The organism is Aestuariivita boseongensis (genome assembly GCF_001262635.1).
In the GTDB taxonomy this organism is placed as follows: Bacteria; Pseudomonadota; Alphaproteobacteria; order Rhodobacterales; family Rhodobacteraceae; genus Aestuariivita; species Aestuariivita boseongensis.
In genome coordinates this window covers 12,861-37,890 of sequence record NZ_JXYH01000024.1, presented here as the reverse complement: position 1 = coordinate 37,890, position 25,030 = coordinate 12,861, and the positions used below count along the sequence as shown (strand labels likewise).

The 25,030-nt window shown below is 62.4% G+C and carries 28 protein-coding genes; 15 read left to right on the top strand and 13 right to left on the bottom strand.

Translation table 11 applies throughout. The annotated features are described in order from the left end of the window. Window positions 1-48: 48 nt before the first annotated feature. Together TR61_RS10960 and dksA are read right to left on the bottom strand one after the other, a co-directional pair. Window positions 49-1,167 (bottom strand): FAD-dependent monooxygenase, encoded by a 1,119-nt coding sequence (locus TR61_RS10960; RefSeq protein WP_050930033.1) that lies wholly within the window; start codon window positions 1,165-1,167, stop codon window positions 49-51. 81 nt (window positions 1,168-1,248) lie between these two features. Beyond that, a complete protein-coding gene (gene dksA, locus TR61_RS10955) occupies window positions 1,249-1,671 on the bottom strand; it encodes an RNA polymerase-binding protein DksA (protein WP_050930053.1) in 423 nt (140 codons plus the stop codon). Window positions 1,672-1,864: 193 nt separating this feature from the next. Here dksA and TR61_RS10950 point away from each other — a divergent pair, with 193 nt between their 5' ends. Next, window positions 1,865-2,704 carry an AAA family ATPase gene (locus TR61_RS10950; RefSeq protein ID WP_050930032.1) on the top strand — a complete coding sequence of 280 codons (840 nt, stop codon included), beginning with the start codon at window positions 1,865-1,867 and terminating at the stop codon, window positions 2,702-2,704. 21 nt (window positions 2,705-2,725) lie between these two features. Here TR61_RS10950 and TR61_RS10945 read toward each other — a convergent pair whose 3' ends face one another. Further along, window positions 2,726-3,160, bottom strand: coding sequence for a BLUF domain-containing protein (locus TR61_RS10945; RefSeq protein ID WP_082181934.1), 435 nt, complete (start codon window positions 3,158-3,160; stop codon window positions 2,726-2,728). A gap of 261 nt (window positions 3,161-3,421) precedes the next feature. On the opposite strand from TR61_RS10945, the gene TR61_RS10940 reads away from it, so the two are divergent. From TR61_RS10940 to TR61_RS10920, 6 genes are all read left to right on the top strand, one after another. Beyond that, window positions 3,422-3,880, top strand: coding sequence for a GNAT family N-acetyltransferase (locus TR61_RS10940; RefSeq protein ID WP_050930030.1), 459 nt, complete (start codon window positions 3,422-3,424; stop codon window positions 3,878-3,880). Continuing rightward, window positions 3,877-5,244 carry a DUF2927 domain-containing protein gene (locus TR61_RS10935; RefSeq protein ID WP_050930029.1) on the top strand — a complete coding sequence of 456 codons (1,368 nt, stop codon included), beginning with the start codon at window positions 3,877-3,879 and terminating at the stop codon, window positions 5,242-5,244. The genes TR61_RS10940 and TR61_RS10935 overlap by 4 nt, the downstream gene beginning before the upstream one ends. A gap of 11 nt (window positions 5,245-5,255) precedes the next feature. Beyond that, entirely contained in the window at window positions 5,256-5,423 is a 168-nt protein-coding gene (locus TR61_RS20165) for a hypothetical protein (RefSeq protein ID WP_172676966.1), read from the top strand. Between the two features lies 1 nt (window position 5,424). Further along, entirely contained in the window at window positions 5,425-6,609 is a 1,185-nt protein-coding gene (locus TR61_RS10930) for a vWA domain-containing protein (RefSeq protein ID WP_050930028.1), read from the top strand. 292 nt (window positions 6,610-6,901) lie between these two features. Beyond that, window positions 6,902-8,302, top strand: coding sequence for a selenium-binding protein SBP56-related protein (locus TR61_RS10925; RefSeq protein WP_050930027.1), 1,401 nt, complete (start codon window positions 6,902-6,904; stop codon window positions 8,300-8,302). Window positions 8,303-8,305: 3 nt separating this feature from the next. After that, window positions 8,306-8,962, top strand: a complete 657-nt coding sequence (locus TR61_RS10920; RefSeq protein WP_050930026.1) for a hypothetical protein — start codon at window positions 8,306-8,308, stop codon at window positions 8,960-8,962. Window positions 8,963-8,965: 3 nt separating this feature from the next. On the opposite strand, the gene TR61_RS10915 is transcribed toward TR61_RS10920, so the two are convergent. From TR61_RS10915 to TR61_RS10905, 3 genes are read right to left on the bottom strand one after another with little or no spacing between them, the layout of a single operon-like run. Beyond that, a complete protein-coding gene (locus tag TR61_RS10915) occupies window positions 8,966-9,409 on the bottom strand; it encodes a c-type cytochrome (protein WP_082181938.1) in 444 nt (147 codons plus the stop codon). Between the two features lie 20 nt (window positions 9,410-9,429). Continuing rightward, window positions 9,430-10,296, bottom strand: a complete 867-nt coding sequence (locus TR61_RS10910; protein WP_050930025.1) for a copper resistance D family protein — start codon at window positions 10,294-10,296, stop codon at window positions 9,430-9,432. Further along, a complete protein-coding gene (locus TR61_RS10905; protein WP_245626873.1) occupies window positions 10,293-10,574 on the bottom strand; it encodes a copper resistance CopC family protein in 282 nt (93 codons plus the stop codon). The genes TR61_RS10910 and TR61_RS10905 overlap by 4 nt, the downstream gene beginning before the upstream one ends. A gap of 202 nt (window positions 10,575-10,776) precedes the next feature. Between TR61_RS10905 and TR61_RS10900 the strand changes: the two genes are divergently transcribed. The 4 genes from TR61_RS10900 (at window position 10,777) to TR61_RS10890 (ending at window position 13,859) form a co-directional block, all read left to right on the top strand. Next, window positions 10,777-11,931 (top strand): cytochrome P450, encoded by a 1,155-nt coding sequence (locus TR61_RS10900; protein ID WP_050930024.1) that lies wholly within the window; start codon window positions 10,777-10,779, stop codon window positions 11,929-11,931. Continuing rightward, window positions 11,924-12,823, top strand: coding sequence for a cytochrome P450 family protein (locus TR61_RS10895; RefSeq protein ID WP_245626872.1), 900 nt, complete (start codon window positions 11,924-11,926; stop codon window positions 12,821-12,823). The genes TR61_RS10900 and TR61_RS10895 overlap by 8 nt, the downstream gene beginning before the upstream one ends. Continuing rightward, the gene (locus tag TR61_RS20375; RefSeq protein ID WP_245626871.1) at window positions 12,748-13,086 is read left to right on the top strand and encodes a cytochrome P450; all 339 of its coding nucleotides are present in this window, start codon (window positions 12,748-12,750) and stop codon (window positions 13,084-13,086) included. The genes TR61_RS10895 and TR61_RS20375 overlap by 76 nt, the downstream gene beginning before the upstream one ends. A gap of 80 nt (window positions 13,087-13,166) precedes the next feature. Next, window positions 13,167-13,859, top strand: coding sequence for a M48 family metalloprotease (locus TR61_RS10890; RefSeq protein ID WP_050930023.1), 693 nt, complete (start codon window positions 13,167-13,169; stop codon window positions 13,857-13,859). Window positions 13,860-13,983: 124 nt separating this feature from the next. Here TR61_RS10890 and TR61_RS10885 read toward each other — a convergent pair whose 3' ends face one another. The 6 genes from TR61_RS10885 to TR61_RS10860 all read right to left on the bottom strand — a co-directional run bounded on the left by TR61_RS10885 (window position 13,984) and on the right by TR61_RS10860 (window position 20,113). Then, complete coding sequence (locus TR61_RS10885) at window positions 13,984-14,526, bottom strand: RSP_2648 family PIN domain-containing protein (RefSeq protein WP_050930022.1); 543 nt, start codon at window positions 14,524-14,526, stop codon at window positions 13,984-13,986. After that, window positions 14,523-15,731 carry an RSP_2647 family RNA methyltransferase gene (locus tag TR61_RS10880; protein ID WP_050930021.1) on the bottom strand — a complete coding sequence of 403 codons (1,209 nt, stop codon included), beginning with the start codon at window positions 15,729-15,731 and terminating at the stop codon, window positions 14,523-14,525. Before TR61_RS10880 ends, TR61_RS10885 begins: the two co-directional genes overlap by 4 nt. A gap of 39 nt (window positions 15,732-15,770) precedes the next feature. Beyond that, window positions 15,771-16,454 (bottom strand): DUF6778 family protein, encoded by a 684-nt coding sequence (locus tag TR61_RS10875; RefSeq protein ID WP_050930020.1) that lies wholly within the window; start codon window positions 16,452-16,454, stop codon window positions 15,771-15,773. A gap of 157 nt (window positions 16,455-16,611) precedes the next feature. Next, window positions 16,612-16,887 (bottom strand): hypothetical protein, encoded by a 276-nt coding sequence (locus tag TR61_RS10870; RefSeq protein WP_050930019.1) that lies wholly within the window; start codon window positions 16,885-16,887, stop codon window positions 16,612-16,614. Further along, entirely contained in the window at window positions 16,884-19,676 is a 2,793-nt protein-coding gene (locus TR61_RS10865; RefSeq protein WP_050930018.1) for a [protein-PII] uridylyltransferase family protein, read from the bottom strand. Before TR61_RS10865 ends, TR61_RS10870 begins: the two co-directional genes overlap by 4 nt. Window positions 19,677-19,711: 35 nt before the next feature. After that, window positions 19,712-20,113, bottom strand: a complete 402-nt coding sequence (locus TR61_RS10860; RefSeq protein WP_245626870.1) for a nuclear transport factor 2 family protein — start codon at window positions 20,111-20,113, stop codon at window positions 19,712-19,714. Window positions 20,114-20,140: 27 nt separating this feature from the next. Here TR61_RS10860 and TR61_RS10855 point away from each other — a divergent pair, with 27 nt between their 5' ends. The 4 genes from TR61_RS10855 to TR61_RS10840 all read left to right on the top strand — a co-directional run bounded on the left by TR61_RS10855 (window position 20,141) and on the right by TR61_RS10840 (window position 22,588). After that, on the top strand, window positions 20,141-20,608 hold the full coding sequence (locus tag TR61_RS10855; protein ID WP_050930016.1) for a YbaK/EbsC family protein: 468 nt from the start codon (window positions 20,141-20,143) through the stop codon (window positions 20,606-20,608). Window positions 20,609-20,725: 117 nt separating this feature from the next. Then, complete coding sequence (locus tag TR61_RS10850) at window positions 20,726-21,175, top strand: DUF2852 domain-containing protein (protein WP_050930015.1); 450 nt, start codon at window positions 20,726-20,728, stop codon at window positions 21,173-21,175. Window positions 21,176-21,242: 67 nt separating this feature from the next. Then, window positions 21,243-21,683 (top strand): RDD family protein, encoded by a 441-nt coding sequence (locus tag TR61_RS10845; protein WP_050930014.1) that lies wholly within the window; start codon window positions 21,243-21,245, stop codon window positions 21,681-21,683. 80 nt (window positions 21,684-21,763) lie between these two features. After that, window positions 21,764-22,588 (top strand): arginyltransferase, encoded by an 825-nt coding sequence (locus tag TR61_RS10840; protein ID WP_050930013.1) that lies wholly within the window; start codon window positions 21,764-21,766, stop codon window positions 22,586-22,588. 84 nt (window positions 22,589-22,672) lie between these two features. On the opposite strand, the gene TR61_RS10835 is transcribed toward TR61_RS10840, so the two are convergent. Next, a complete protein-coding gene (locus TR61_RS10835) occupies window positions 22,673-25,030 on the bottom strand; it encodes a TRAP transporter large permease (RefSeq protein ID WP_050930012.1) in 2,358 nt (785 codons plus the stop codon).

Here is a 25,030-nt window from a genome sequence, read left to right as displayed (position 1 = left end):
CGTTTTCGAAAACGCGTCTCCCTGGCGGGTGAGATTTTTGGAAAAATCTCATACTCTCCGGATCACCCCCGTCGCATCATACTCATAGACCCAGTCCAGCCGTTTCGCCAACGCGCCGGCGCCCAGTGCCAGCACCATCTGCGCGCCCCAGGACCACGGCCGGGGCAAGTGAAACCGCCAGGCATTGCCCTTGGCCAGCGCAACGACCTGTTCCGCCCGTGCGCGGCGGGCAGCCTGATAGGCCTCGAGGCCCAGGGTAACGTCATGCGCGGCCTCGATGGCTTCGGCCAGAACCCAGGCGTCTTCCAGCGCCAGGCACGCGCCTTGCGCCATAAAGGGCAATGTCGGATGTGCCGCATCGCCCAGAAGCGCGGTGTGGCCCTGCACCCATTGCCGCGCCACAGGACGCAGATGCAGCGCCCAAAGATGCACCTGTTGGGCGCGTTGGATCCATTCCCTCTCCGGCCCGCGGAAATCGGCAAACCTGTCGCGAAACTCGGCGATATCGCCCTCCTGCCGCCAGCCTTCTTCCATCCAGCCGCTGCGCTCTTCCACGGCGACAAGGTTCATCAGACTGCCGCCCCGCAAGGGATAGCTGACCACATGCGCCCTGCTGCCCATGGACAGCGTCGCGGGCTGGTCGGGAAGCGGCGCACCATCCACCGGCACCAGCGCGCGCCAGGCCACCTGCCCGGTAAAGGCGGGGCTGACCGGGCCATCCACGACACTGCGCCACAGGCTTTGCGTGCCATCGGCAGCAATAACCAGATCGGCGTCAACGGACCCGGGCGTGACCACACGGTCGAGCGTGATGGACGCCCCTGCCTCTGTCGCCGCGGCGACCAGAAGATCCAACAGATCGGCGCGATGCATGTACCAGGTGGCCCCGGCCGAGGGCTGCGGAATGAACGCCACCTTCCGCCCCGAATGCCCATCGCGCATCTGCGTGCCCGGCGACACCTGCGCCCGTGCCCTGGCGGACATGCCCAGCGCCGCCAGCACGCGCTGGCCGTTGGCGCTGATCTGCAGGCCCGCGCCCACCTCTTCCAAGGCGGCGGCCTGTTCGAAAACCTCGACCTGCGCGCCGCGTTGGGCAAAGGCCGTCGCCACGGTCATGCCGCCTATGCCGCCCCCGATCACCGCAACCCGCATTCCGCTCAGCTTCATGTCGCACGTCCCTCAAAGCAAAAGGCGCCAAGCTTGCGCCTGACGCCTTTCTAAATCCTTTTCAAACCCTTGGCGCGGGTCTCAATCGTCGCGGTGGACTTTCTCGCGACGCTCGTGACGCTCCTGCGCCTCAAGGCTCATCGTGGCGATGGGCCGTGCATCCAGCCGTTTGAGAGAGATGGGCTCCCCCGTGACCGAGCAATAGCCATACTCACCTTCGTCGATCCGGCGCAGCGCCGAGTCGATCTTGGCCACCAGTTTGCGCTGGCGATCCCGGGTGCGCAGTTCAAGGGCGCGGTCGGTTTCTTCGCTGGCGCGGTCGGCCACATCGGGAATGTTGCGGGTGCTGTCCTGTAAGCCTTCGATCGTGTCTTTGCTGCCCGCCAGCAGCTCGGCCTTCCAGTTTAACAATTTGCGGCGGAAATATTCGAGCTGACGCTCATTCATAAACGGTTCGTCTTCGGCAGGACGATAGTCATCCGGCAGAAAAGCTTCCTGCTTCATTTTGGCTCCCTCGGCTTGGTCAACACCATCCATGACGCGTGATCACTCGTTCCAACTGGTCATTGACGCCCCCTAATGACGCAGCGTGTATCCGATGGCGCACCGATTGTCACTACACAATCCCGACGGTCTTGGTCTAAAAGCCGCCAAGCGCTAAGTGATGGGCTCAACAACCAGAAAAGGGTGGAACGGTATGAAATTCGAAGGCACCAAGGACTATGTTGCCACCGATGATTTGACCATCGCGGTGAATGCGGCGGTCACTTTGGAACGCCCGCTTCTGGTCAAGGGCGAACCCGGCACCGGTAAGACCGAATTGGCCCGGCAGGTCGCCGAGGCTTTGGGCCTGCGGATGATCGAATGGAACATCAAATCCACCACCCGCGCCCAGCAGGGCCTTTACGAATATGACGCCGTCTCGCGGCTGCGCGACAGCCAGCTGGGCGAAGAACGCGTCCACGACGTGAAAAACTACATCAAGAAGGGCAAGCTTTGGGAGGCCTTCGAAAGCGACGAGAAGGTCGTGCTTCTGATCGACGAGATCGACAAGGCCGACATCGAATTTCCCAATGACCTTCTGCAGGAACTCGACCGGATGGAGTTCTTCGTCTACGAGACGGGCGAGACGATCCGCGCCGAAACCCGGCCCATCGTGATCATCACGTCAAACAACGAAAAGGAGCTGCCCGACGCCTTCCTGCGCCGCTGTTTCTTCCATTATATCCGCTTCCCGGACGAGGCCACGATGCGCAAGATCGTCGAGGTGCACCACCCCGGCATCAAGGAAGCCCTTCTGACCACCGCGCTGACGCAATTCTATGAACTGCGCGAAACCGCCGGTCTGAAGAAAAAACCCTCTACTTCCGAGGTGTTGGACTGGCTGAAACTGCTTCTGGCCGAGGATCTGACCGCCGAAGACCTCAAGCGCGACGGCGCGAATGCCCTGCCCAAACTGCATGGCGCGCTACTGAAGAACGAACAGGACGTGCACCTGTTCGAACGGCTGGCGTTCATGGCGCGCGCAGGGCGGTAAGGCCGGGTCGCGCCAGGCCAGTCAGGCGGCTGGAAAGAACGACAAACCGCCTGACACTCCGGCCTGCGCGGCAAAGCTGTAAAGCAGGGGCAGCGGATCAATATCCGCATCCGAAGCGAGGGTTGGAAGCGTCGCCAACAACTGCCTGGCCGCTTCGGTATCTGGTCTCAGCACGCCCATCTCCCAATCGGGAAAGATCCGCTCATCCAGGTCGCCATCCGCCAGCATGATGAAATGGCGGTGCCGCTTGTCGCGCTGGATTCGTGCCAGCCTGCGCATCAGGGTCAGTTTCGGACCTTCAATATATTGAAGGAATTGTCCCCGCTCGAAATGCAGAAAACCTGTCAGCCCCTCACCCGAATTGTTGCGGTAGCTGTCCATCAGAATATCGAGGATCATCTCCTCGGTCATACGTCCGCTTGCTTCGCTGCGGTAGAGAACAAAATTCAAACGCATGGTCCCTCCGGTTCGGAATTGGGTTCATTTCATCGGCGGCAGAGGTTTACATTGGCTTAACTTGGCCCCACACAGAGCTTGAGACGACATCAAATTCTCAGCGCGGCGGTGATAACCAGGAACAGGTGTCAAAATCATGGCGGAAACAATCTGTTTCCTGACAGAACTGTGACGCTGCCCCATTTTTGCCCCATTTCAAACGTTTCTTGGCCAAGTTAATCTCAATCACGCCGTATTTGCTGCCAACCTACGGAATCCGCGATGTCTGCCGAATTGACAGTCACCATTCGCCCCCTGACCGCTGCGGACCGCAGCAGTTGGGCGCGCCTGTGGGACGCCTATCTTCAATTCTACAAGACCTCCGTGGCGCCCGAGGTTTATGGCAGCACCTTTGCGCGGCTTCTGGGAAACGACATCCGCGATTTCAACGCTTTCGTGGCCGAAATCGACGGCAAACTGGTGGGTCTGGTGCATTACCTGTTCCACCGGCACGCCTGGAAGGTCGAGGATGTCTGTTATCTGCAGGATCTCTACGCCGACCCGTCGGTTCGGGGAACCGGGGTGGGCCGCAAGCTGATTGAGGCTGTCTATGCGGCGGCGGATGCCAATGGCACCCCGTCGGTGTATTGGTTGACGCAGGATTTCAACGCAGAGGCGCGCAAGCTCTACGACCGAATCGGCGTTCTGACCCCGTTTATTAGGTATCAAAGACCGTTATGAAGTATTTTTCTCTGCTCGCTGCCCTGGCGCTTGGCGCCTGTTCCATTCCCTCTCCCGGTGATACACCCGTCACCCGCGCCGTGGTTGCCGAAAGCGCCCTGCCGCCGATGAAAGTGTTCCAAGCCCCGGCGCCGGTGATGCCGCGCATGTCAAACGGCACGATCGCCGCCGATTTCCTGTCGCTGCATTTTCAGCTGGAAAGCGGTCGGGAACTGACGCACTTCACCCGGTTCGAAGGGCCGATCACCGTGGGCGTTACCGGCAAACCGCCCGCCAGCCTGGGCCCGGATCTGTCGCGCCTGCTGGCACGGCTGCGCAACGAGGCCGGGATCGACATCCGCAGCATTGGCTCCAGCAACCAGACCCCGAATATCGTGATCGAAGCGGTCAGCCGCGCCGATATCCGCCGCGCCCTTCCGCAAGCGGCCTGTTTTGTGGTGCCCAATGTCACCAGTCTGGATGATTTCCGCCGCAGCCGCCGGTCGGACAAGACCAACTGGGTCAGCCTGCGCGACCGCACGCAGATGGCGATTTTCCTGCCCTATGACGCCAGCCCGCAAGAGGTGCGCGACTGCCTGCACGAAGAACTGGCCCAGGCCTTGGGTCCGCTCAACGACCTCTACCGCCTGCGGGAATCGGTGTTCAACGACGACAATGTGCACACCGTCCTGACGGGCTTTGACATGCTGGTGCTGCGCGCCACCTACGATCCCACGCTGCGTTCGGGCATGACGCGCGATCAGGTTGCCGCGCGCATTCCCTCGATCCTCGCCGCGCTGAACCCGGCTGGCAACAGCCTGCCCGGTGAACGCCAGCAGGCCACGCCCCGCAGCTGGATCGAGGCCGTGCAAGAAGCGCTTGGCCCCGGCAGCAGTTCGGCCGAGCGGCGCAACGCGGTGAACAAGGCGCTCAGCATCGCGCAAAGCAATGGCTGGACCGATCACCGCCGCGCTTTCAGCCACTATATCGCGGGCCGCATGACCCAGGCCTATGACGCGCAACTGGCCCAGCGCCATTACGCAAGTGCCGACCGCTTCTTCCGGCAAACTCCGGGGACGGAACTGCACCAGGCCTATCTCGCCGCGCAGACAGCAGCCTTTGCCGTGTCACAGGCCGATGGCCAGGAAGCCCTGCGCCTGATCGCACCGGCCGTGCCCGTGGCGCGCCGCGCCGAAAACGCGGCCCTTCTGGCAACCTTGATGCTGATCCAGGCCGAAGCCTATGAGCTGACCGGCCAATATGACGTGGCACGTTCCGTCAGACTGGACAGTCTGGGGTGGGCACGATACGGCTTCGGCTCGGATTGGGCGGTGCGGGCGAAGATGCGTGAAATCTCAGGTCTGAACCCCGCGCCCCGCAGCTGACGGAGCAGGGAATGATTGTACTGGCCGGCGCCATTCTGGGCGCCATCCTGGGGGTGTGGAACGCCAAGCGGCGCGGTGGCAATTGGCTGGACAAGCTGCAATACGGCACTGTGACGGCAATTGCCTTTGCGCTTGCAGGGCTTATCATTACCATCCTAATTCACCGATCGCTGGTCTGATATGTTCCTGCCCTTTTTCGATGCGCTTCGCTCTGGCGGTGTTCCGGTCTCTCTCCGGGAATACCTGACCTTTCTTGAAGGCATGAAACGGGGGCTCGCCACCTATGATGTGGAGGCGTTCTATTACCTGGCCCGCACCGCCATGGTGAAAGATGAACGCAACATCGACAAGTTCGACCGCGCTTTTGCGACGGCCTTCAAGGGCTTGGAAAACATCAGTTTCGATCAGGTGTTGGAGGCGGTGGATATCCCCGCCGACTGGCTGGAGAAAATGGCCGAAAAGCACCTGAGCGCCGAAGAAAAGGCCGAGATCGAGGCGCTTGGCGGCTTTGACAAGCTGATGGAGACGCTGCGCGAGCGGCTGAAGGAACAACAGGGCCGCCATCAGGGGGGCAACAAATGGATCGGTACCGCCGGCACGTCACCCTTTGGCGCTTACGGGTACAACCCCGAAGGCGTGCGGATCGGGCAAAAGGAAAGCCGCCACCAGCGCGCGGTCAAGGTTTGGGACAAGCGCGAATTCAAGAACCTGGACGACACTGTTGAACTGGGCACGCGCAACATCAAGGTCGCGCTCAAACGCCTGCGCCGCTGGGCGCGCGAGGGCGCGGCGGAGGAACTCGACCTCGACGGCACAATCCGCGCCACGGCCGAGCATGGCTATCTCGACGTCAAGACCCGGCCCGAGCGGCACAATGCGGTGAAGGTGGTAATGTTTCTTGATGTCGGCGGGTCGATGGACCCCCACATCAAGGTGGTGGAAGAACTGTTCTCGGCCGCCCGCAGCGAATTCAAGCATCTCGAATATTACTACTTCCACAACTGCCTGTACGAAGGCGTTTGGCGCGACAACCGCCGCCGCTGGGACGCGCAGACACCTACGCATGAGGTGCTGCGCACCTATGGCCCGGATTACAAATGCATCTTTGTGGGAGACGCGTCGATGTCGCCCTATGAAATCGCCTATCCAGGCGGCGCGAACGAGCACTGGAACCAGGAGGCCGGGCAGGTCTGGCTGCAGCGGGCGCGCGATCAGTGGAATTCCAACCTCTGGATCAACCCGGTGCCTGAGAAATACTGGGGCTACACCCATTCCATCGGCATGATCCGCGAGATCTTCGAGGACCGAATGGTACCCATGACGCTGGCCGGTCTGGAACAAGGCATGCGCGAACTGACGCGGTAAGGTCACGTATCGAGCAACGCCAGCAAGGCCGTTCCAACGGCCTTGGTAACACGCGTTCGAACGCGCGTTGAAACCGTCTTCCAAGACGGTTTTCACGCACCTCGCCCTGCCCGGTATCCGCCTACGCGTCTCCCGATTTCAGAAAAACCTTGCACCGACTCACTTTCTTGCCGCCAAATGTCTGACATTTGAAGCGCCCCTCACACCGCGCTTCAAACATCAGTATCGGCAAAAAGACGGAGAAAACCCGCAAGTGTCGTCCCGATTATCCAGTCTTTGGGAGGAGACAAGAATGAATTTGAGACCAGACCCCACATTTCACCCCACAGCGCAGATGGCCATGGCCGCCCCGGTTGAGACACTGGCCTTCACCCTGATGCTCAGCCCCGACGGTTCGCAGCCCGACGGGCTTGCCGTGGTCGATGTCGATCCGAAATCGAAAAGCCATGGCCAGATCGTGCATGAGCTGATCATGCCCAACAAGGGCGACGAATTTCACCATTTTGGCTGGAACGCCTGTTCGTCAGCCCTCAGCCCGCTTACCGGGCACGCCTTCCTGGAACGCCGGTACCTGATCATCCCCGGCATCCGGTCCTCGCGCATTTACGTCATCGATGTGAAAGACCCGCTGAAAGCGAAAATTCACAAGATTATCGAACCCGAAGAAGTCTTTGAAAAAACAGGCTATTCCCGCCCCCACACCATCCATTGCGGGCCCGAGGGCATCTATGTCTCCACCCTCGGCGGTGGCGGCAAGGATGGCACCGATGGCCCTCCGGGCATCTTCATCATGGATTGCGAAACCTTCGACATCCTCGGCCGCTACGAGATGGACCGCGGCATTCAGGACAAGCATTACGACTTCTGGTGGAACCTGCCGCGCGATTACATGGTCAGTTCCGAATGGGGCCTGCCACCGCAGTTCGAAAACGGCATCGTGGCCGAGGATTTGCTGAGCAACAAATACGGTCACAAGATCCACTTCTGGGACCTGCGCGGGCGCAAGAACATCCAGACGATCGATCTGGGCGAAAACCACCAGATGGCGCTGGAAATCCGGCCCGCCCATGACCCCGCCAAGCAATATGGCTTCTGCGGCGTGGTGGTCGATACGACCAATCTGCAAGGCGCGATCTTCACCTGGTGGCGCAACGAAGACGGCACGTTCGAAGCAAAGAAAACCATCACGATTGATCCGCAACCGGCCTCCCCCGACGATCTGCCGGACCTGCTGAAAGGGTTCGAGGCGGTACCGCCGCTCGTCACCGATATCGACCTCAGCCTGGATGACAAGTTCCTCTATGTCGCCTGCTGGGGCACGGGGGAAATGCATCAATATGACGTCTCCGACCCGATGAACCCGAAACTGGCAGGCAAGGTCGAGATTGGCGGGATCGTGAAAAAGACCAAGCATCCCAACGGCAAAGACTTCGGATATGGCCCGCAGATGGTGGAAATCAGCCGCGACGGCAAACGCGTCTATTGGACGAACTCGCTTTATTCCACCTGGGACGATCAGTTCTATCCCGGCGACCGTGGTGCCGCGATGGTGATGGCGAACGCCAACCCGAATGGCGGGCTGGAGCTGGCCGAAAACTTCTGGGTCGAGTTCCCCGAAGGCTACCGCTCCCACCAGATCCGGCTGGAGGGCGGAGACTGTTCGACCGACAGCTTCTGCTATCCTAACACCTAACCCATGGAAGAGACTTCGGTGGCGGCCCTCTGGTGGGCCGTCATCGCCGCAGGCATTTACCATGGCGTGAACCCCGGCATGGGCTGGCCCCTGTCGGTTTCAGCGGCCTTGTTCGAACAGAAACGCAGCGCCTTGTTCAGGGCGCTGGGGCTTCTGGCGCTGGGTCATTTCCTGGCAATGGCGGCGATACTCTTGCCGTTCTCAGCCATGTTCGTGCTGGTGGAACACGAGCGCGAAATCCGCATCGGCGCGGGCGCGCTGGTGATCGCTGCCGGGGTTTACCTGCTGATCAACCGCCGCCATCCAAGGGCGCTCAGCCGGGTCAAACCGACCCGCCTGGCATTGTGGTCCTTTCTCGCGGCCATGGCCCATGGCGCCGGGCTCATGCTGGTGCCGCTTTATCTGGGCCTTTGCGACATCGATGCGCTGGATACCGGGCACCGGGCTGCGAACGCGTTGATGACCAGCAACTTTCTGACGGCTCTGCAAGTGGCGCTGGCCCATACGGTCGCCATGACCCTTGCAGGGGGCATTATCGCCTGGGGCGTCTACACCTGGATGGGGCTGAAATTCCTGTCAAAGGCCTGGTTCAATATCGACATCCTCTGGGCGCTCAGCCTGATTGCAGTGGGCCTTTTCGGCATCTGGACCGCGCATTAGGTCTCAGTGCCGGGGGTTCCGCCCCTTCTGGATGCGCTGCACCTCTTCGGGCCAGGTCGACCGGATATAGGCCAGGATGTTCCAGATCTCCTCATCGCTCAGTTGATCGCCAAAGGCGGGCATGGCGCTGGTAAATCCGGTCACACCGCGCATCTCAAGCGCAACCTGCCCGCCCAGCTTGGTATAGTCGAACAGAAGGACATTATCGTGATGCCAGGTATGGCCCGTTTCATCATGGGGGGGCGCAGGCAAGGTGCCGTCTGCATTGGCGCTGCGCCAGTTGGGCGCGCCCTCCAGATCGGCGCCGTGACAGGCCGCGCATTGTTCCTGATAAAGCCCGGCACCCCGCGCTACATCGCGCCCGTCAAGTTCATGATCGGCCGCCGCTGCCCCGGCCCATATCGTCATGGCCGCCATCAGTACAGTCTGCTTTACGCCTGTTCGCATCGTTTCAAACCCATCTGTTGTCATGGAGGGGTGACCGCCGATGTCAGCACAGCCGTCACCAGGAAAATCACCCAAAACACCGCCCATTCCGCCCGGATCGTCCGCCTCAGCGCTTGTCCGGCCCCGGCATGTCCGGCGCGCAGATCAGGTACGTGCTTCACCTTGTTGCGCGCACCCAGCCCCAGCAAAAGCGCCACGCACCCAAGCTTCGCCAGCAGCACAAGGCCATAGCCCGTGCCAAGAAGCGCGCCGACCGATCCAACCAGCCGTAGCGCCATCCACAGACCTGCAACGACCAGCACGGCGATAAACCCGATCGCCGCCACGCCGAAACGGTGCCCCAGTTCGGCCGCCTGCGCGCGTCGCTCCGCGTCGCCCGCCAGCCACGCCAGCGGGCTCAGCACGCCGACCCATGCAGCAATCGCCAGCAGATGCAGGAACAGTGTGACCTGCAACGCCAGCGCGCCCGTATCTGACACATGCCCCAGCAGCACAAAGGACCAAAGCGCCGCCAGACCGCCCGCCAGCGCCAGCCAAAGCCCCACGCCACCGATCAGGCTGCCCAGCAGGACCGCCGCCAGACCGGCCACCTGCCAGATCAGCACATCGCCCACCGGCGTTTGCCAGAGGACCCCCAGCATTTCTGGATCCGTCAGACCGCTCGCATCCCCGGTCAGCGCAGCCCCCCGCAGACTGAAGGCCCCCAAGGCCGCAAGGATCCCCAACGCAGCGAAGATCCCCGCACGCCTGCGCAACGGGGCATCCAGCCCGCCAAGCAGGCCCGAAAAGACAAGGCGCATCACCACCATCCCGGTGGCAACCAGTGCACCGGCATAAAGCGCCGTCCGCGCCAGGACGGCGGCCCAAACCCAGGGATCGGAAATCATGGGCCGGTGACGGTAAAGCGGATCTCGTCCTGCATCGCGTGACCATCGATGCTCAGGCCGCGCCACTCGATCACGTGCTCGCCCGCGCCGCTCATTGCCATGGGCACGGACAGCTCGGTCACGAAACCGCCCTGCCCGCTCAGATCCAGATCCGCCTCGGCACCGTCCGGCCCGGCCTGCACAATCCGCGTCACACGGATCCCCTTGTCGAACCTCAATTCCAACATCTCAGGCATGGTCTCAAGCACCGCGCCCTTCGCAGGAACGGTATCGTTCATCTTGGAATGGGCAAAGGCACTGCTGGCCCAAATGACCAGGCCAAGACACATCAAGACGCGTTGAGCAAACTTCATAACATCAATCCCGATTGCTGATTTGCGCCAACCGTAAAGGTTCCGGCAGGGGGAAGGTCAACCCCCGCCGAATGCTTCCGAAGGCATGACCGATTGCACTTTTTCGCGACCGGCCTAATCTGGCTCCATGTCCAACGCCCCTGTCACCGAAATCGACCCCGCAGCCTTTGCCGCCGACCCCTATCCGGCGCTGGCGCAGATGCGGGCCGGGGCGCCGATCACCTATGTTCCGCAACTGGGCGCGACCCTGATCACCCGCCGTGACGACATCCATCGCGAGGAAAAGCGCACCCATATCTTCTCCTCTGACCAGCCCGAGGGGCTGATGACCCTGCTCATGGGCCAGAACATGATGCGCAAGGACGGCGCCGATCACATGGCCGAGCGCAAGGCGCTCTTTCCCACCGTCTCGCCCAAAACGGTGAACACCCATTGGAAACCCCTTTTCGAGGCCCGCGCGCTTCAAATTCTCGCAGACCTCAAACCCAAAGGCGCCTGCGATCTGGTCACCGATTACGCCATGCCGGTCTCGGCCGAGGCGCTGAAGCTGATCACCGGCCTGACCCAGATGACCGCTGCCGAAATGGACGGCGTCAGCCAGGCCATGATCGACGGCTGCGCCAATTACGCGGGCGATCCGCAGATCGCGGCGCGCTGCCACGAAGGCACCGCCTTGATCGACGCCCATATCGACAGGATGTGGGACAGCGCGGCGAAGTATTCGGCCCTGAAAGTCCAGCGTGACGCAGGGGTCAGCGACTATTCCACACGCGCCAATATTAAGCTGATCATCTCGGGTGGGCAGAACGAACCACGCGATGCGATTGCAGGCACCATCTGGGCACTTCTGACCCATCCCGACCAACTGGCGCTGATCCGGCAGCGCCGCGCCACCTGGGAGGACGCCTTTGCCGAATATACCCGCTGGCAAAGCCCCATCGGCATGTCGCCCCGCCGCGTGGCGCAGCCCGACACCGTGAACGGGGTGAGCTTCGACACCGATGACCGCGTCTTCCTGATGTTCGGCTCCGCCAATCGCGATGGCGCGCATTTCAACGATCCCGACCGGTTCGACGTCACCCGCGACACCGCGGCCTCCATCCCCTTCGGCGCTGGCCCGCATTTCTGCGCAGGCGCCGCCGCCTCGCGCTGCCTGATCACCCAGATCGCCCTGCCGCTGGCCTTCGAGCACCTGCCGGGCCTGCGGCTGACAGGCGATGTCCCCTTCACCGGCTGGGCGTTTCGCGGCCCAACCTCTGTCCCAGTGGTCTGGAATGTCTGACGCACCCGTAACCGAAATCGATCTCGACGCGTTCATCGCCGATCCCTACCCGGATCTGGCGCGCATGCGGGCGACAGCGCCTGTCACCTATGTCCCGCAACTGCGCGCCACCCTGTTCACCCGCCGCGACGATGTGTTTCGCGAGGAAAAGCGGATCGACCTCTTCTCCAGCCACCAGCCCAAGGGGCTTGTGGAACAGATCATGGGCGCCAATCTCATGCGCAAGGATGCCCAGGCGCATATGGCCGAACGCAAGGCGCTTTTCCCCGCGCTCAGCCCGCGCACGGTGCGCGACCACCTATCGCCCGCCTTTGAAAAGATCGTCCACACCCATCTTGCCCGGATCAAACCGATGGGCCGCGCCGATCTGGTGACGGACTATGCCCTGCCTGTCGCCGCCGATGCGCTGCGCGTCATGACCGGGCTCACCAACATCACCGCCGAGCAAATGAACGCCGCCAGCCAGGAGATGATCGACGGCTGCGCCAATTACGCAGGCGACCCGGATATCGCCGCCCGCGCCTATGCGGCCTCTGCCAATGTGGACGCGGCGATTGATGCGCGCATGGACGCCCTGCGCGCCAACCCCGATCATTCCGTGATCTCGGTGCTGGATCAGGCGGGGCTCAGCCGCGCGCAGATCTCAGGCAATATCAAGGTGATCATCGGCGGCGGTCAGAACGAACCGCGCGATGCGATTGCAGGCACGATCTGGGCGCTTCTGACCCACCCGGAGCAGCGCGCGCTGATCGACGCGGGCCAGGCCACCTGGGACAACGCCTTTGACGAATATGTCCGCCTGGTGACCCCATCGGCATGGTCCCCCGCCGCGTCGCCAAACAGGGCGAAGCCTGCGGCATCCGGTTTGAGCCGGAAGAAACCATCTTCCTGATGTTCTCCTCTTCCTGCCGGGACGAGGCGCATTTCCAAAATCCCGATGCCTATGATCTCACCCGCGACACCGGCCCCGCCATCCCTTTCGGCGCAGGCCCGCATTTCTGCGCAGGCGCCGCCGCCTCGCGCTGCCTCGTGGCCCGGCATGCGGTCCCCGCGGCCCTCGCCGCCCTGCCAAATCTCCGCCTCGACGGCACGCCCATCTTCAAAGGCTGGGCCTTCCGGGGCCCGACCCAACTGCCCGTGGCCTGGGATATCTGACCGCCCCCTGCTTCTTTCTGGCCAAAAATACCCCTCTCCCACGGCTTGCCGCGGGCGCAACACAGGCCCATATCAGCCCCATGATCAAAGTGACCCCGATCCTTCTGGCCCTTCTTTATGGGATTGTGATGTATCGCTTCTCCGTCTGGCGCACCCGGAAGGAGCTCGATACCCGGTCCACCGAACTGGCCGATCCCAAACTCAAGGCCATGACCGATCAGCTGGCCCGCGCCCTCGATCTGCCCAAGGTCCGCGTCCACATCTACGAGATTGACCCGGTCAATGGCCTCGCTGCGCCCGATGGGCGTATTTTCATCACACGCGGCTTTTACCGCAAATTCCAGCAGGGCGAGGTCACGGCCGAGGAACTGGCCAGCGTCATCGCCCATGAACTGGGCCATGTGGCGCTTGGCCATGCGCGCCGCCGGATGATCGACTTTTCCGGCCAGAACGCCATGCGCGCCGCGCTTGGCATGATCCTCAGCCGCATCATTCCCGGTATCGGTATGTGGATCGCCAATATGCTGACCACGCTTCTGGCCGCCCGCCTTTCGCGCGGCGATGAATACGAGGCCGACGCCTATGCCGCCGCGCTCCTAACCAAAGCCGGGATTGGCATAGGTCCGCAAAAATCGCTTTTTCAGAAACTCGAAGCGCTGACCCAGCAGCGCGCGGGCGTTGTCCCCGCCTGGCTGATGAGCCACCCGAAAACCGATGACCGCATCAAGGCGCTCGAAGCGCTGGAGGCGCGCTGGCAGCAGGAACTGACCTGAAACCCCGAACAATTTGATGAAAACTCAACGGGATGTTTCGCGCGCGAAACATTTTGCGCGCCCCTCTCTTCTTCTCTTTCCAAATACCGGCGGGGGAGGCCCGCAGGGCCGGGGGCAGCGCCCCCTATTGCGCCAACGCCTTGCCCAGGCGCGGCAGGCGGGCCTTCTTCATCAGCCGCCGCATATCCCAGTCCTGCCCCGACAACGCGCGCGCCTCGTCCAGAACCGCCGTGCCGATCCGGGCGATCTCTTCGGGGCGTTCCTGCCAGAACTGCATCATCAACCCGTCCGGGTCGATACGGATCAGGCCTTCCTCGGCCAGGATGTTGCGGGGAAAATCCCTGGCATTCAGCGTCACGATCCCGTCGGCGGATGATGCCACCGCCACGGCCAGCACATGCAGGTCGCTCGCGTCAGGCAGCCACAGCCGCGCCTCGATCCCCGGCGCGGGCGGAGCTTCGGCTTTCGGAAAAGCGGCCTGCGCCAGGGCAATCTCGCCGCGCGCCTGTGCCTCCTGCGCCGGATCCAGACGCGCCGCCGCGCGCGCCCATTCCTCCAGCAGACGGGCAGACCAGATCGGCTCGAAACAGCCCGCTTTGGCTGCGCCCAGCAGGACCTCGCGCATCACCGTAGGATACAGAACGCAGGCGTCCAGAACCAGTCTCATAGCCGGAAAAACAGCGCCTTGAGATATCCGCTTTCGGCCAGTTGCGGCAGTTCCGGGTGGTCAGGCCCCGCAGCCCCCGTATGCAAAAGCTGCGCCATCCGCCCCGCGCGCCCGATCCCGCGTAATGATGCGCCGCGAAACTTGGGCAGATCCGCCGCATGCGAACAGGAACAAAGCACCAGATAGCCGCCTTCCGCCACAAGGGGTGCTGCCAGCCGCGCCACGCGCTCATAGGCGCGCAACCCCGCCTCCAGTGCCGGTTTTGACGGCGCAAAGGCCGGCGGGTCGCAGATCACCACGTCGAACCGCGCACCCTCCTGCCCCAGCGCCTGCAGCACGTCAAAAGCATCGCCCTGCCGGGTGTCGAACCGATCCGACACGCCCATCGCCTCGGCCCCCTTGCGCGCCAGATCCAGTGCCGGCGCAGATCCATCCACCGCCAGGGCCTGCCCGGCACCACCCGCCAGCGCGGCCAGTGCAAAGCCGCCCACATGGGAAAACACATCCAGCACCCGGCTTCCCTGCCCCGCCAGCCGCGCGGCAAAGGCGTGGTTGGGCCGCTGGTCAAAGAACAGGCCGGTTTTCTGCCCGCCCGTCAGATCGGCCATGTAAATCGCACCATTCATCGGCACCGGCACCGGAGCCTCCGGCGCATCGCCCACCAGCGTCACCGACAGATCGTCCAGCCCCTCCAGCGACCGCGTGCGGCCGCTGGCGTTCTTCAGAACCGTTCGCACGCCCGTCACCTCGGTCAGGGCGGCGACCAGATCGTTCAGACAGGCCTCTGCCCAGGCGGCGTTGGGCTGCAGCACCGCGATGTCGCCAAAGCGGTCGATGACAACGCCGGGCAGGCCATCGGCCTCGGCATGGACCAGCCGATAGAAAGGCGCATTATACAACCGCTCGCGCAGCGACAACGCACGGGCCAGCCGCGCGGCGAACCAGGCCCGATCAATTTCCGCCTCGGGATTGGCATCCAGAAACCGCCCGATGATTTTTGACACCGGATTGACCGCGAACAGCCCCATGGGCTGGCGCGCGTCATCCTCCAGCACCGCAATCGTGCCGGGATCCAGCGCGCGGGTGCGCCGGTCGGTGACCAGTTCATTGGCATACACCCAGGGAAAGCCGCGCCGGATCGCGCGGGCATTGGCCTTGGGTTTCAGCCGGACAGTGGGTCGGGAATGCAAAGAGGGCGCCGTCATGGCGCCCTCGTAATCCTTTTGTCTGAACTGCGAAAGGGCTCAGAACTGGTTGAGCACCTGGATCAGACCCAGATTGGCGGTTTTGTACCCGCCTGGAACGGTCAGTTCCTGGCGCAAGACCTCGGCCAAAAAGGCGGTAATCCGCACTTTCTGTGTCTCACCCCGGGCCTCGGCCAGGATCGCTTGCTGGCCACCGAAGGCATCCAGATCTGCGCGGATTTCGCGCCAAGGGGCCACAATGTCGCCGGTCACGGGATCGGCCAGGGCCAGATCGAACACGATGTTATGGACGCCGCCCGTGGTGTAACGCGCCTTTTCGGTCAGCGCATGGAAGCGTTTGACATTGATCAGCAGGTCAACCGGGCGTTCGCCCTGGATGGTCTGCGCACCGCGCAGCATGGCGGTTTCGAAAATTGCCTGCACCTGCGCGTGACGGTCCCCGATGGGATCACCGCGCCAGACGATATCGCCTGCGGGCAGATACCGGTTGGCTTCGGACACTTTCAGCGAACGCGGCACATTCACAAGCACGTTCTGGATACGCACCGGCGCCTGCGCTTGCGCAACCGGAGCTGTCACATCTGCGGCCGGCACGGACACGCGCTGCGCCTGGCTGACTGTTTGGGTCTCGAACGGGGCATTGCGCGTTACGGTATCGACCGCGGCACAGGCAGAAAGGCCAAGGCCAACCGCCAGCAATGCAATGATGCGCACATAGTTCATATCTGTCTCCTTACACGGCCCGAAGGGACCGCATGATAGTCCTGCTCACGGTAAGGAATGACGACGGATTGAGGCGAATTTGAGACAGATTCCGTGAAAAATCAGGGCTTTCGGGCAGCGCTGCCCGTCCGGGCCGGGCCGGCCAAGCCACGCAGGATCACGGGCGATTCCTGCTTTTCCAGCCCCCGCGCCGCCTGGGCTTGGCCATGCCGACCAGCCCGTCGCGCATCACCTGGTTCATCGGATGGCCCGGGTGGCCGGGTTCGTATTGCGCCAGAAGGGCGCTCAGCGCCTCGGGCGTGTCGGCATCCACGGGCAGGCTCAGCGCCCAGTCCAGAAAGATCGACCGGCATTCTTCGGCCGTGATCCCTTCGATCTGGTAACTTTCGAAGATCAGCCCCTTGGGGTCTGTTCTGGGATCACCTTTTTTCATGTGTCGATCTCCCGCCTGATCGCTGCGCTGACGATCGCATCCACCCGCTCATAATGATCCTGAAGCGAGGCGCGCAAGGCCTCGACGTTTTCAGCAGGGCTTGCGCGCAAAAGAAACGCAAGCGCCCCCTCGCCCAGCGTGTCATCCGATACCGCCCCCGGTGTCAGCAGGCGCGTGGCGTAAAGAATTCTGACATAAAGCCAATAGGCCTTGGCAAGCTCGACCGCCTCGTCCGCTGTCAGCCAGCCCACCGCCTTGCCCGCCAGGAGGGAGCCCGGCACCTCGCGACTGCCCTTGCCTGACAACAGCGAGGCCGCCTGCGCCACAAGGTCGATGTCCTGCAGCCGCCCTGCCCCGGTCTTGGTGTCCCAGATCCCATCGGGCGCCTTTGCATCGGCGATGCGCTTGCGCATGTCGTCGACGGCGCGCAGAACCTCTTTCAGATCGCGCGGGCGGGCCAGAAGTTCGCTGCGAAACGCCTCGATATCGGCGGCCAGATCCGGCGGGCCGGCCACGACCTGTGCGCGGGTCAGCGCCAGATGTTCCCATATCCAGGCCTCGTCCTGCTGATAATTGCGGAAGCTGGTCAGGCTGGTCGCCACAGGCCCCTGATTGCCCGAGGGCCGCAGGCGCATATCAACCTCGTACAGCCTTCCCTGGCTCATCGGGGCGGTCAGCGCGGTGATCATCGCCTGGGTCAGACGGGCGTAATAGGGTCGCGCGGCCAAGGGGCGCGGCCCTTCGGAATATTCCGCCTCACCGGGGTCATAGATCACGATCATGTCCAGATCGGACGTTGCCGTCATCCGGCCCGATCCCAAAGACCCCATGCCGACAATCGCGGCCCCGCGTCCAGGCGGCGGGCCATGTTTGAGCGCGAACTGATCAATAACCACCGGCCACAGCGCCTGAATCACTGCGCGCGCCAGCACGGTGTAGTAATGGCCCTCACGGCCGTAATCGAGCAGCCCGCGCAGATGGTGCACGCCGATGCGGAAATGCCAGTCCTTGGTCCAGGCGCGCGCGGTGTCCAGCTTGCGCTCGTAATCCTCGTCCCGCGCCATCTTTTCCGCGAGTTCGTCGCGTAATTCGGCCCCCTCTTTCCAGTCGGCAAAAAAATCCCCCCCGATCACCGCATCAAAGACCGAGGCATTGCGCGACAGGTAACTGGCCAGCGCGGGCGACGTGCCGGCGATATCGACAAGCAGATCGATCAGAAGGTGGTTCGATTGAAACAGCGAAAAGATCTGCACACCGGCAGGCAGCCCGCGCAGGAAGCCATCCAGCGCCGCCAGAGTTTCTTCAGGTTTGGCGGTTTTGGCGACACGCGCCAACAATTCAGGTTTCAGCCGGTCAAAGAGCGTACGCGCCCGTTCCGACCGCAAGGCCGGATAGGTCAGCCAGCGCGCCAGCAGATCGGGGTCAAGATCGCCCAGATCCGCGTCAGGCGCGGGCGCCGATTTGAGGGCAGAGCCCGCGAAAAAGCCTTCGGTCAGCTCGTGCACTTCGGTCAGGCGCGATTTGATCTGGTTCTGCAAATCGGCCGGATCGCTGTCCATCAGACAGGCCACCCGCGCGATCCCGTCAGCGGTGTTGGGAAAGATATGTGTCTGCGCGTCATGCACCATCTGGATGCGGTGTTCGACCTCGCGATGGGCGCGGTAATGATCGATCAGCGTCCTGGCCACGTCGGTTGGCACCCAGCCCTTGTCGGCCAGGGTTGCCAGCCCCTGCCAGGTCATGCGCGACCGCAGATCGGGATCGCGCCCGCCGGAAATCAGCTGCCGGGTCTGGGTGAAGAACTCGATCTCGCGAATGCCGCCGCGGCCCAGCTTCATGTCGTGGCCCGGCACGTTGATCGGACCGACATATCCCTTGTGATCGCGGATGCGCAGGCGCATGTCATGGGCGTCTTCGATGGCGGCGAAATCCAGATGTTTGCGCCAGACGAAGGGCGTCAGCGTTTTCAGGAAGCGCTCACCGGCGGCAAGATCGCCCGCGCAGGGCCGCGCCTTGATATAGGCGGCGCGCTCCCAGGTGCGGCCCAGGCTTTCGTAATATCGCTCGGCCGCCTCCATCGCGATCACGACCGGTGTGACCGACGGATCGGGCCGCAGCCGCAGATCGGTGCGAAACACATAGCCTTCGGCCGTCCGGTCGCTGAGCATTGCGCACATGTTGCGCGTGGCTTTGACAAGGCTTTGGCGCGCCTCGAAGAAGTCGTCCGGATCATAGCGGGTTTCGTCAAACAGACAGATCAGATCGATATCCGAGGAATAGTTCAGTTCATGCGCACCCATTTTGCCCATGGCCAGCACAGTCATGCCTGCGGCGGTCTCGAGATCATCTTCGGTCTGGCCCGGCAGCTTGCCGCGCCGGATCAGCGGGGCCAGCGCGGCTTTCAGCGCCAGATCGGTGGCCTGATCGGCAAATTCGGTGAGCACCCACGTGACCTGATCCACCGCCCATGACCCCGACAGGTCGGCCAGCGCAATGGCCAGCGCATGGCGCGCCTTGGCCCGGCGCAGCGCGGAGGCGAGTTCATCCGGTGCGGTTTCCTGAAGCGCGGCACGTTCGGCCTTCAGCGCGCCCTCCGGGTCGGCCAGCGCTTGCGGCAGCCAGTCGGCCTGGGCGTGGATCAGCCCGTTGAGATAGGGGCTGGATCCGGCCGTCCCCGCGATCAGATCCCCCATCGGTTTGGACAGGCCCGGCACGGCCTGCCGCGCGGCCTCTCCCAGTTCAGGGTCGAAGGCACGCGGTGTGCGGGTTATCCAGGCATCGATACTCATTGCGCGACTGTGCGGCTGGCGTCTGGCAAGGTCAATCACTCAGCCACAGGGGTGTCTTGTGAAAAAACGTTTCGCCAGCCCTGATCGCCGCGTACCCAGAGAGAGCTGACGAACATCCGCTCTTCCGCCTTCTCAGGTCGTGCGAAACGCGCCTGATAGCTGAGCATGACGTGATCCGGTCCGACGGTCAAAATCCGGGCGTCCAGCACGGCAAATTCCAAAACAGAGGGTCCGTCCTTCAGCTGATCGGCGTGATCCTGACGGCTGGCAAACCCGGATGGGTAGACACCAAGGAAATCCGGGGCGAGCAAAGCCAGATCAGCCTCTGCGCCGCCATCGACAAGCGCCTGCCAGACCTGGGTTTCCAGAGCGACAAAAAAGGACAGTGACGGCAGGTCAGGATTGTCTTCCGAAGTCATGTGCAGGATCTTCACCATTTGGAACCAAGGTAAGAGAGAAGCAGGATGAGCAAAAGCCTCAAACGGGTGCGCGCGGCGTTGGAAGCGGCGGGCTTGGCAGTGGATATCCGCGAGACCCATCTTGCGCGCACCGCGCAGGATGCGGCCAATGCGGTGGACTGCACCGTCGACCAAATCGCGAAATCCATCATCTTTCGCGGGGAAGAGAGCGGCGAGGCCATTCTGTTTCTGACCGCCGGCGGCAATCGTGTCGATCCGGACAAGGCCGCCGCATTGGCGGGGGAGCCGCTGGGCAAGGCCGATGCGGCGCTGGTGCGGGCGCAGACGGGATTTGCGATTGGCGGCGTGTCGCCTGTCGGGCATCTGAACCCGATCCGCGCCTTTCTGGATCCACGGCTTCTGGAGTTTGATATTGTCTGGGCCGCGGCCGGCACGCCGCACCACGTTTTCGCGATAAATCCGACGCTTTTGGAACAGATGACTTCAGCTCAAACATCTGATTTCGCATCATAAAAAATGTAAATGTAAAAAACTTTCACATTTTCTCTTGAAACTGCGGCGGGGAAGTCCGATCTGTTGTAATGTGAAAAGGCTTCACATTGACCTGACCCCAATAAGGAGACACCTCAGATGACCGCACTCGCCTCGACCGAGACCCCTCAGCGCCAGGGCAACTGGCTCTCGCGCAGCGAGGCCTGGCTTGATGCCCGTGGCAAAGGCGCATGGATCGCCGCCATGGTCCTTGGTTTCATCTTCTTCTGGCCGATTGGCCTGGCCCTTCTGGCCTATATGATCTGGAGCAAACGCATGTTCAGCACGTCCTGCAATCACCGCAAATCCTGGAGCCGCCATGGCATGAGCGCCATGACCACCACCGGCAACAGCGCCTTCGACGCCTATAAGGCCGACACGCTGGCCCGGCTGGAGCGCGAGCAGCACGAGTTCGAGAGCTTCCTGGAGCGGCTGCGCGAGGCAAAGGACAAGGCCGAGTTCGACCAGTTCATGGACGAACGGGCGCGCAAGGCCAATGATGTCAGCGATGACATGGATGACGACGAAAGCTCGCAAGACAAATCGTAATCCCCATATGAATGCTGCGCCGCCCCGTTCCGGGGCGGTGCTGACCTGTCAGACCGGAAGTTGAAGAATGACCCACCTGCCCGACCCTTTCACGCAATCTCAATTCTATGACGGTGTTGCAATCAAGCGCCTTCTGGCCTGGGTCGTTGACACTGTACTTATCGTTCTGGTGGCGGTTGCGGTCCTGCCCTTTACCGCCTTCACGGGGATCTTCTTTTTCCCGTTCCTGATCCTGGTCGTTGGCTTTGTTTACCGCACCGTCACGCTGGCGGGCGGATCGGCCACCTGGGGCATGCGGCTGTTCGCGATCGAGTTCCGCACCATGCATGGGGAACGCTTCGACCTGGGCACGGCCTTCGCGCATACACTGGGCTATACCATCTCGCTGGCGATGTTTCCGGCGCAGGTTGTGTCGATCATCCTGATGCTGACCACGTCGCGCGGTCAGGGCCTGACGGACCATGTTCTGGGCACGGTGGCGATGAACCGCCGCGCGATCCTGGCCTGAGCCGCGAAAAACCTGCCACAAGCCCCTTGGCGCACGGAAAGACCAAGGTTATCGTTTGGGCAGACGACAAGTGAGACCATATGCGCCACACGCTGCCCATAGCGCCACAATTCTACGTGACGGCCCCTCAGCCCTGCCCCTATCTGGAGGGGCGGATGGAGCGCAAGCTGTTCACGGCCCTTCAGGGCGAGAATGCCGAACGGCTGAATGACAGCCTGTCGCAGCAGGGGTTCCGCCGGTCTCAGAACGTGCTGTACCGTCCGTCCTGCGCGGAATGTTCGGCCTGCCTGTCGGCGCGGATCGACGTGGCGGCTTTCACCGCCAACAAGAGCCAGAAGCGCACCTTGCGGCGCAACGCGCATCTTGACCGGCGCGCGACCTCGCCCTGGGCCACGGAAGATCAATACGATCTGTTCCGCCGTTATCTGGATTCGCGCCACGCCAATGGCGGCATGGCCGATATGGACGTGTTCGAATTCGCCGCCATGGTGGAAGAGACACCGATCCGGTCGCGCGTGGTGGAATACACCGACGCCAGCACCAAGGAGCTGGTCGCCGTCAGCCTGACGGATGTGCTGCAAGACGGGCTGAGCATGGTCTACAGCTTTTATACCCCCGACCTGCCGAAACAGTCCCTGGGCACTTTCATGATCCTCGATCATATCGAGATCGCCCGGGAAAACGGCCTGCCTTACGTCTATCTGGGCTATTGGGTGCCGGGCAGCAGAAAGATGGGATACAAGGCCAAGTTTTCCGGTCTTGAGGTTTATGTGGGTGGGGAATGGCGCAAGATGACCAACCCGGATGCCTTTTGCGCGGACACCCATCCCCTGTCGACCGACCCGATTGCCGAACAGGTGGCCAATATCCAGCTGCCTGACCGGGTTCCGCCCTCCAAGGGATAATCTCTCAAGACACCAGTTCAGCGCGCCGATTTCTTGAAAAGAAATCGGGCCGGAAAGTTTGAAACTTTCCGGCCCGTCCGTGTTTTACCCGACCCCGATCAGATCCGGGACGATGGTGACAATCCCCGGGAAGAACCACAGGATGGCCAGCCCCAGCACCTGGATCAGCACGAAGGGCACGATCCCGCGATAGATATGGCCCGTGGTAATGCCCGCCGGCGCCACCCCCCTAAGATAGAAGAGCGCGAAGCCGAAGGGTGGTGTCAGGAACGAGGTCTGCAGGTTCACCGCGATCATGATGGTCACCCATTTCGGATCGAACGACCCGCCATAGATCACCGGACCCACAATCGGGATCACGATGTAGATGATCTCAAGGAAATCGAGCACGAAGCCCAGGATGAACAGGACCAGCATCACGATCAGGAAGACTTTGTATTCGTTGTCAAAGCTCTTCAAGAATTGCTGGATGTAATGCTCACCCCCGAAGGAGATCACCACGAGGTTCAGAAGCTGCGACCCGATCAGGATGGTGAAGACCATCGAGGTCACCTTGGCCGTCTCGCGCACAACGGGGCTGAGAACGCCGTTGGTGAACAGAACCCAGCAGCCGAACAGAAGCCCGAACAGCGCATAGAGATAGGCGCCATAGGCCAGGAAGAAGGCAACCCAGGTTTCGAACGTGACGACCTCGTTATTGATGCGCAGGTCGAAATTCACGCCGATCAGGATACAGATGATGATCGCGAAGGTGGACCAGATGATCACCTTGCCGGACTGGTCCAGATCTTTCAGCTTGCGGTATGCCGCCAGCATGATCGCGCCACCCGCCCCAAGCGCGGCAGCGGGCGTCGGGTTGGTGATACCACCCAGGATCGAGCCCAGCACCGCAACGATCAGCACCAGCGGCGGGAAAACCACACGGATCAGATCATTCTTAGCCAGACGCGCGGCTGCATGGCTGCAGCCGTAAAGCGCAATACCCACGGGGATCAGCATCAGCAGCCATTCCGCGCCCGAGCTGGTGGTTGGGGCGACCAGCAGAATGTCGACCATCAGCATCAGCACCAGACCGATACCCCCGATCAGAAGCGGCTTGGGATCGCCGGAAGGCGAGACGCCGCGCGCGGTGGTCAGAACCAGGCCCAGCAGGATCACCAGGATGGCCACGCCCGTGCCGATGGGGGCTGCATTGGCAATCTTGGCTTCCAGCGCTGCGGCCATTTCCTCTTCGCTCAGACGTTCGGATTGGGCCACGCCGCCCGCCGCGTCGATCTGCTCTTGTTCGGCCAGGGCTGCGTTCCAGGCTTCCTGCCCGTGCAGCTCGATCATTGAGGCCGCGCATTCCTCGGACACATTGGTGCGCAGCGAGGCGCTTTCGCCCACATCCGAGAAGGTCGAGATATCGAGATTCTGCGAACCGACCACATTCAGGCTGCTGAGCAGAATGGTCCCGCCGATCAGTAGAACCGGCGCGCCAAGGAACCAGGTGAAGGCTTCGTTTCGGGTGACGGGTTCACTGTTGGTGCTGCCCAGTTCCACCGCGGGGGCCTTGGACGGGTTCAGCAGGGCAAAGCCAAAGGCATAAAGCGCATAAAGCAGCGCCAGCATGATCCCCGGCAGAAGGGCCGCCTGGAAGAGCGTGCCCACCGAGACCACCGCCGGCTCACCCAGATAGGTCAGCGCGTCGGAACAGCCCGCCGTCTGCGCACGGGCTTCCTGCGCGGTGGAATAAAGATCGCCCGCGAGCGTGCCCAGCAGAACGATCACGATCGAGGGCGGAATGATCTGCCCCAGCGTACCGGAGGCCGCGATCACGCCCGTCGCCAGTTCCGGCGAATAATTGTTGCGCAGCATGGTCGGCAGCGCCAGCAGGCCCATGGTGACCACGGTTGCGCCGACGATGCCGGTGGAGGCCGCCAGGAACGCACCCACAACCACGATGGACACGGCCAGACCACCCGGCAGCGGGCCGAAGACGCGCGCCATGGTGGTCAAAAGGTCATTGGCGATCTTCGAGCGTTCCAGCGTGATGCCCATCAGAACGAACATCAGCACCGCCAGCAGCGTTTCGATCGACGCACCGGCCAGAACACGTTCGTTGATCCGGTTCACGATAAAGGACACGTTGCGATCAAGCGCCACTTCCCAGCCTTGCGGGAAGACGGGTTCTCCGATCCGCGGAAGCTCAGGATATCGGAAGACCGATATGTCCGAGGCCTTGGCCCCCCCTGCAATCAGGTCGGCATAGGCCTGGCTTGACGTATCAATGGCCTGGTGGATCAGCAGCCCCGCGCTGTCCAGTGCCGCGATGATCGCGAAGGAAATGACACCGGCGCCGCCGATGGCGAAGGCCACCGGGAAGCCAGACAGGATACCCCCGAAGAGGCAGATGAAAACGATGATCAGGCCGATTTCGACGCCATCAAGACCGAATAGCAT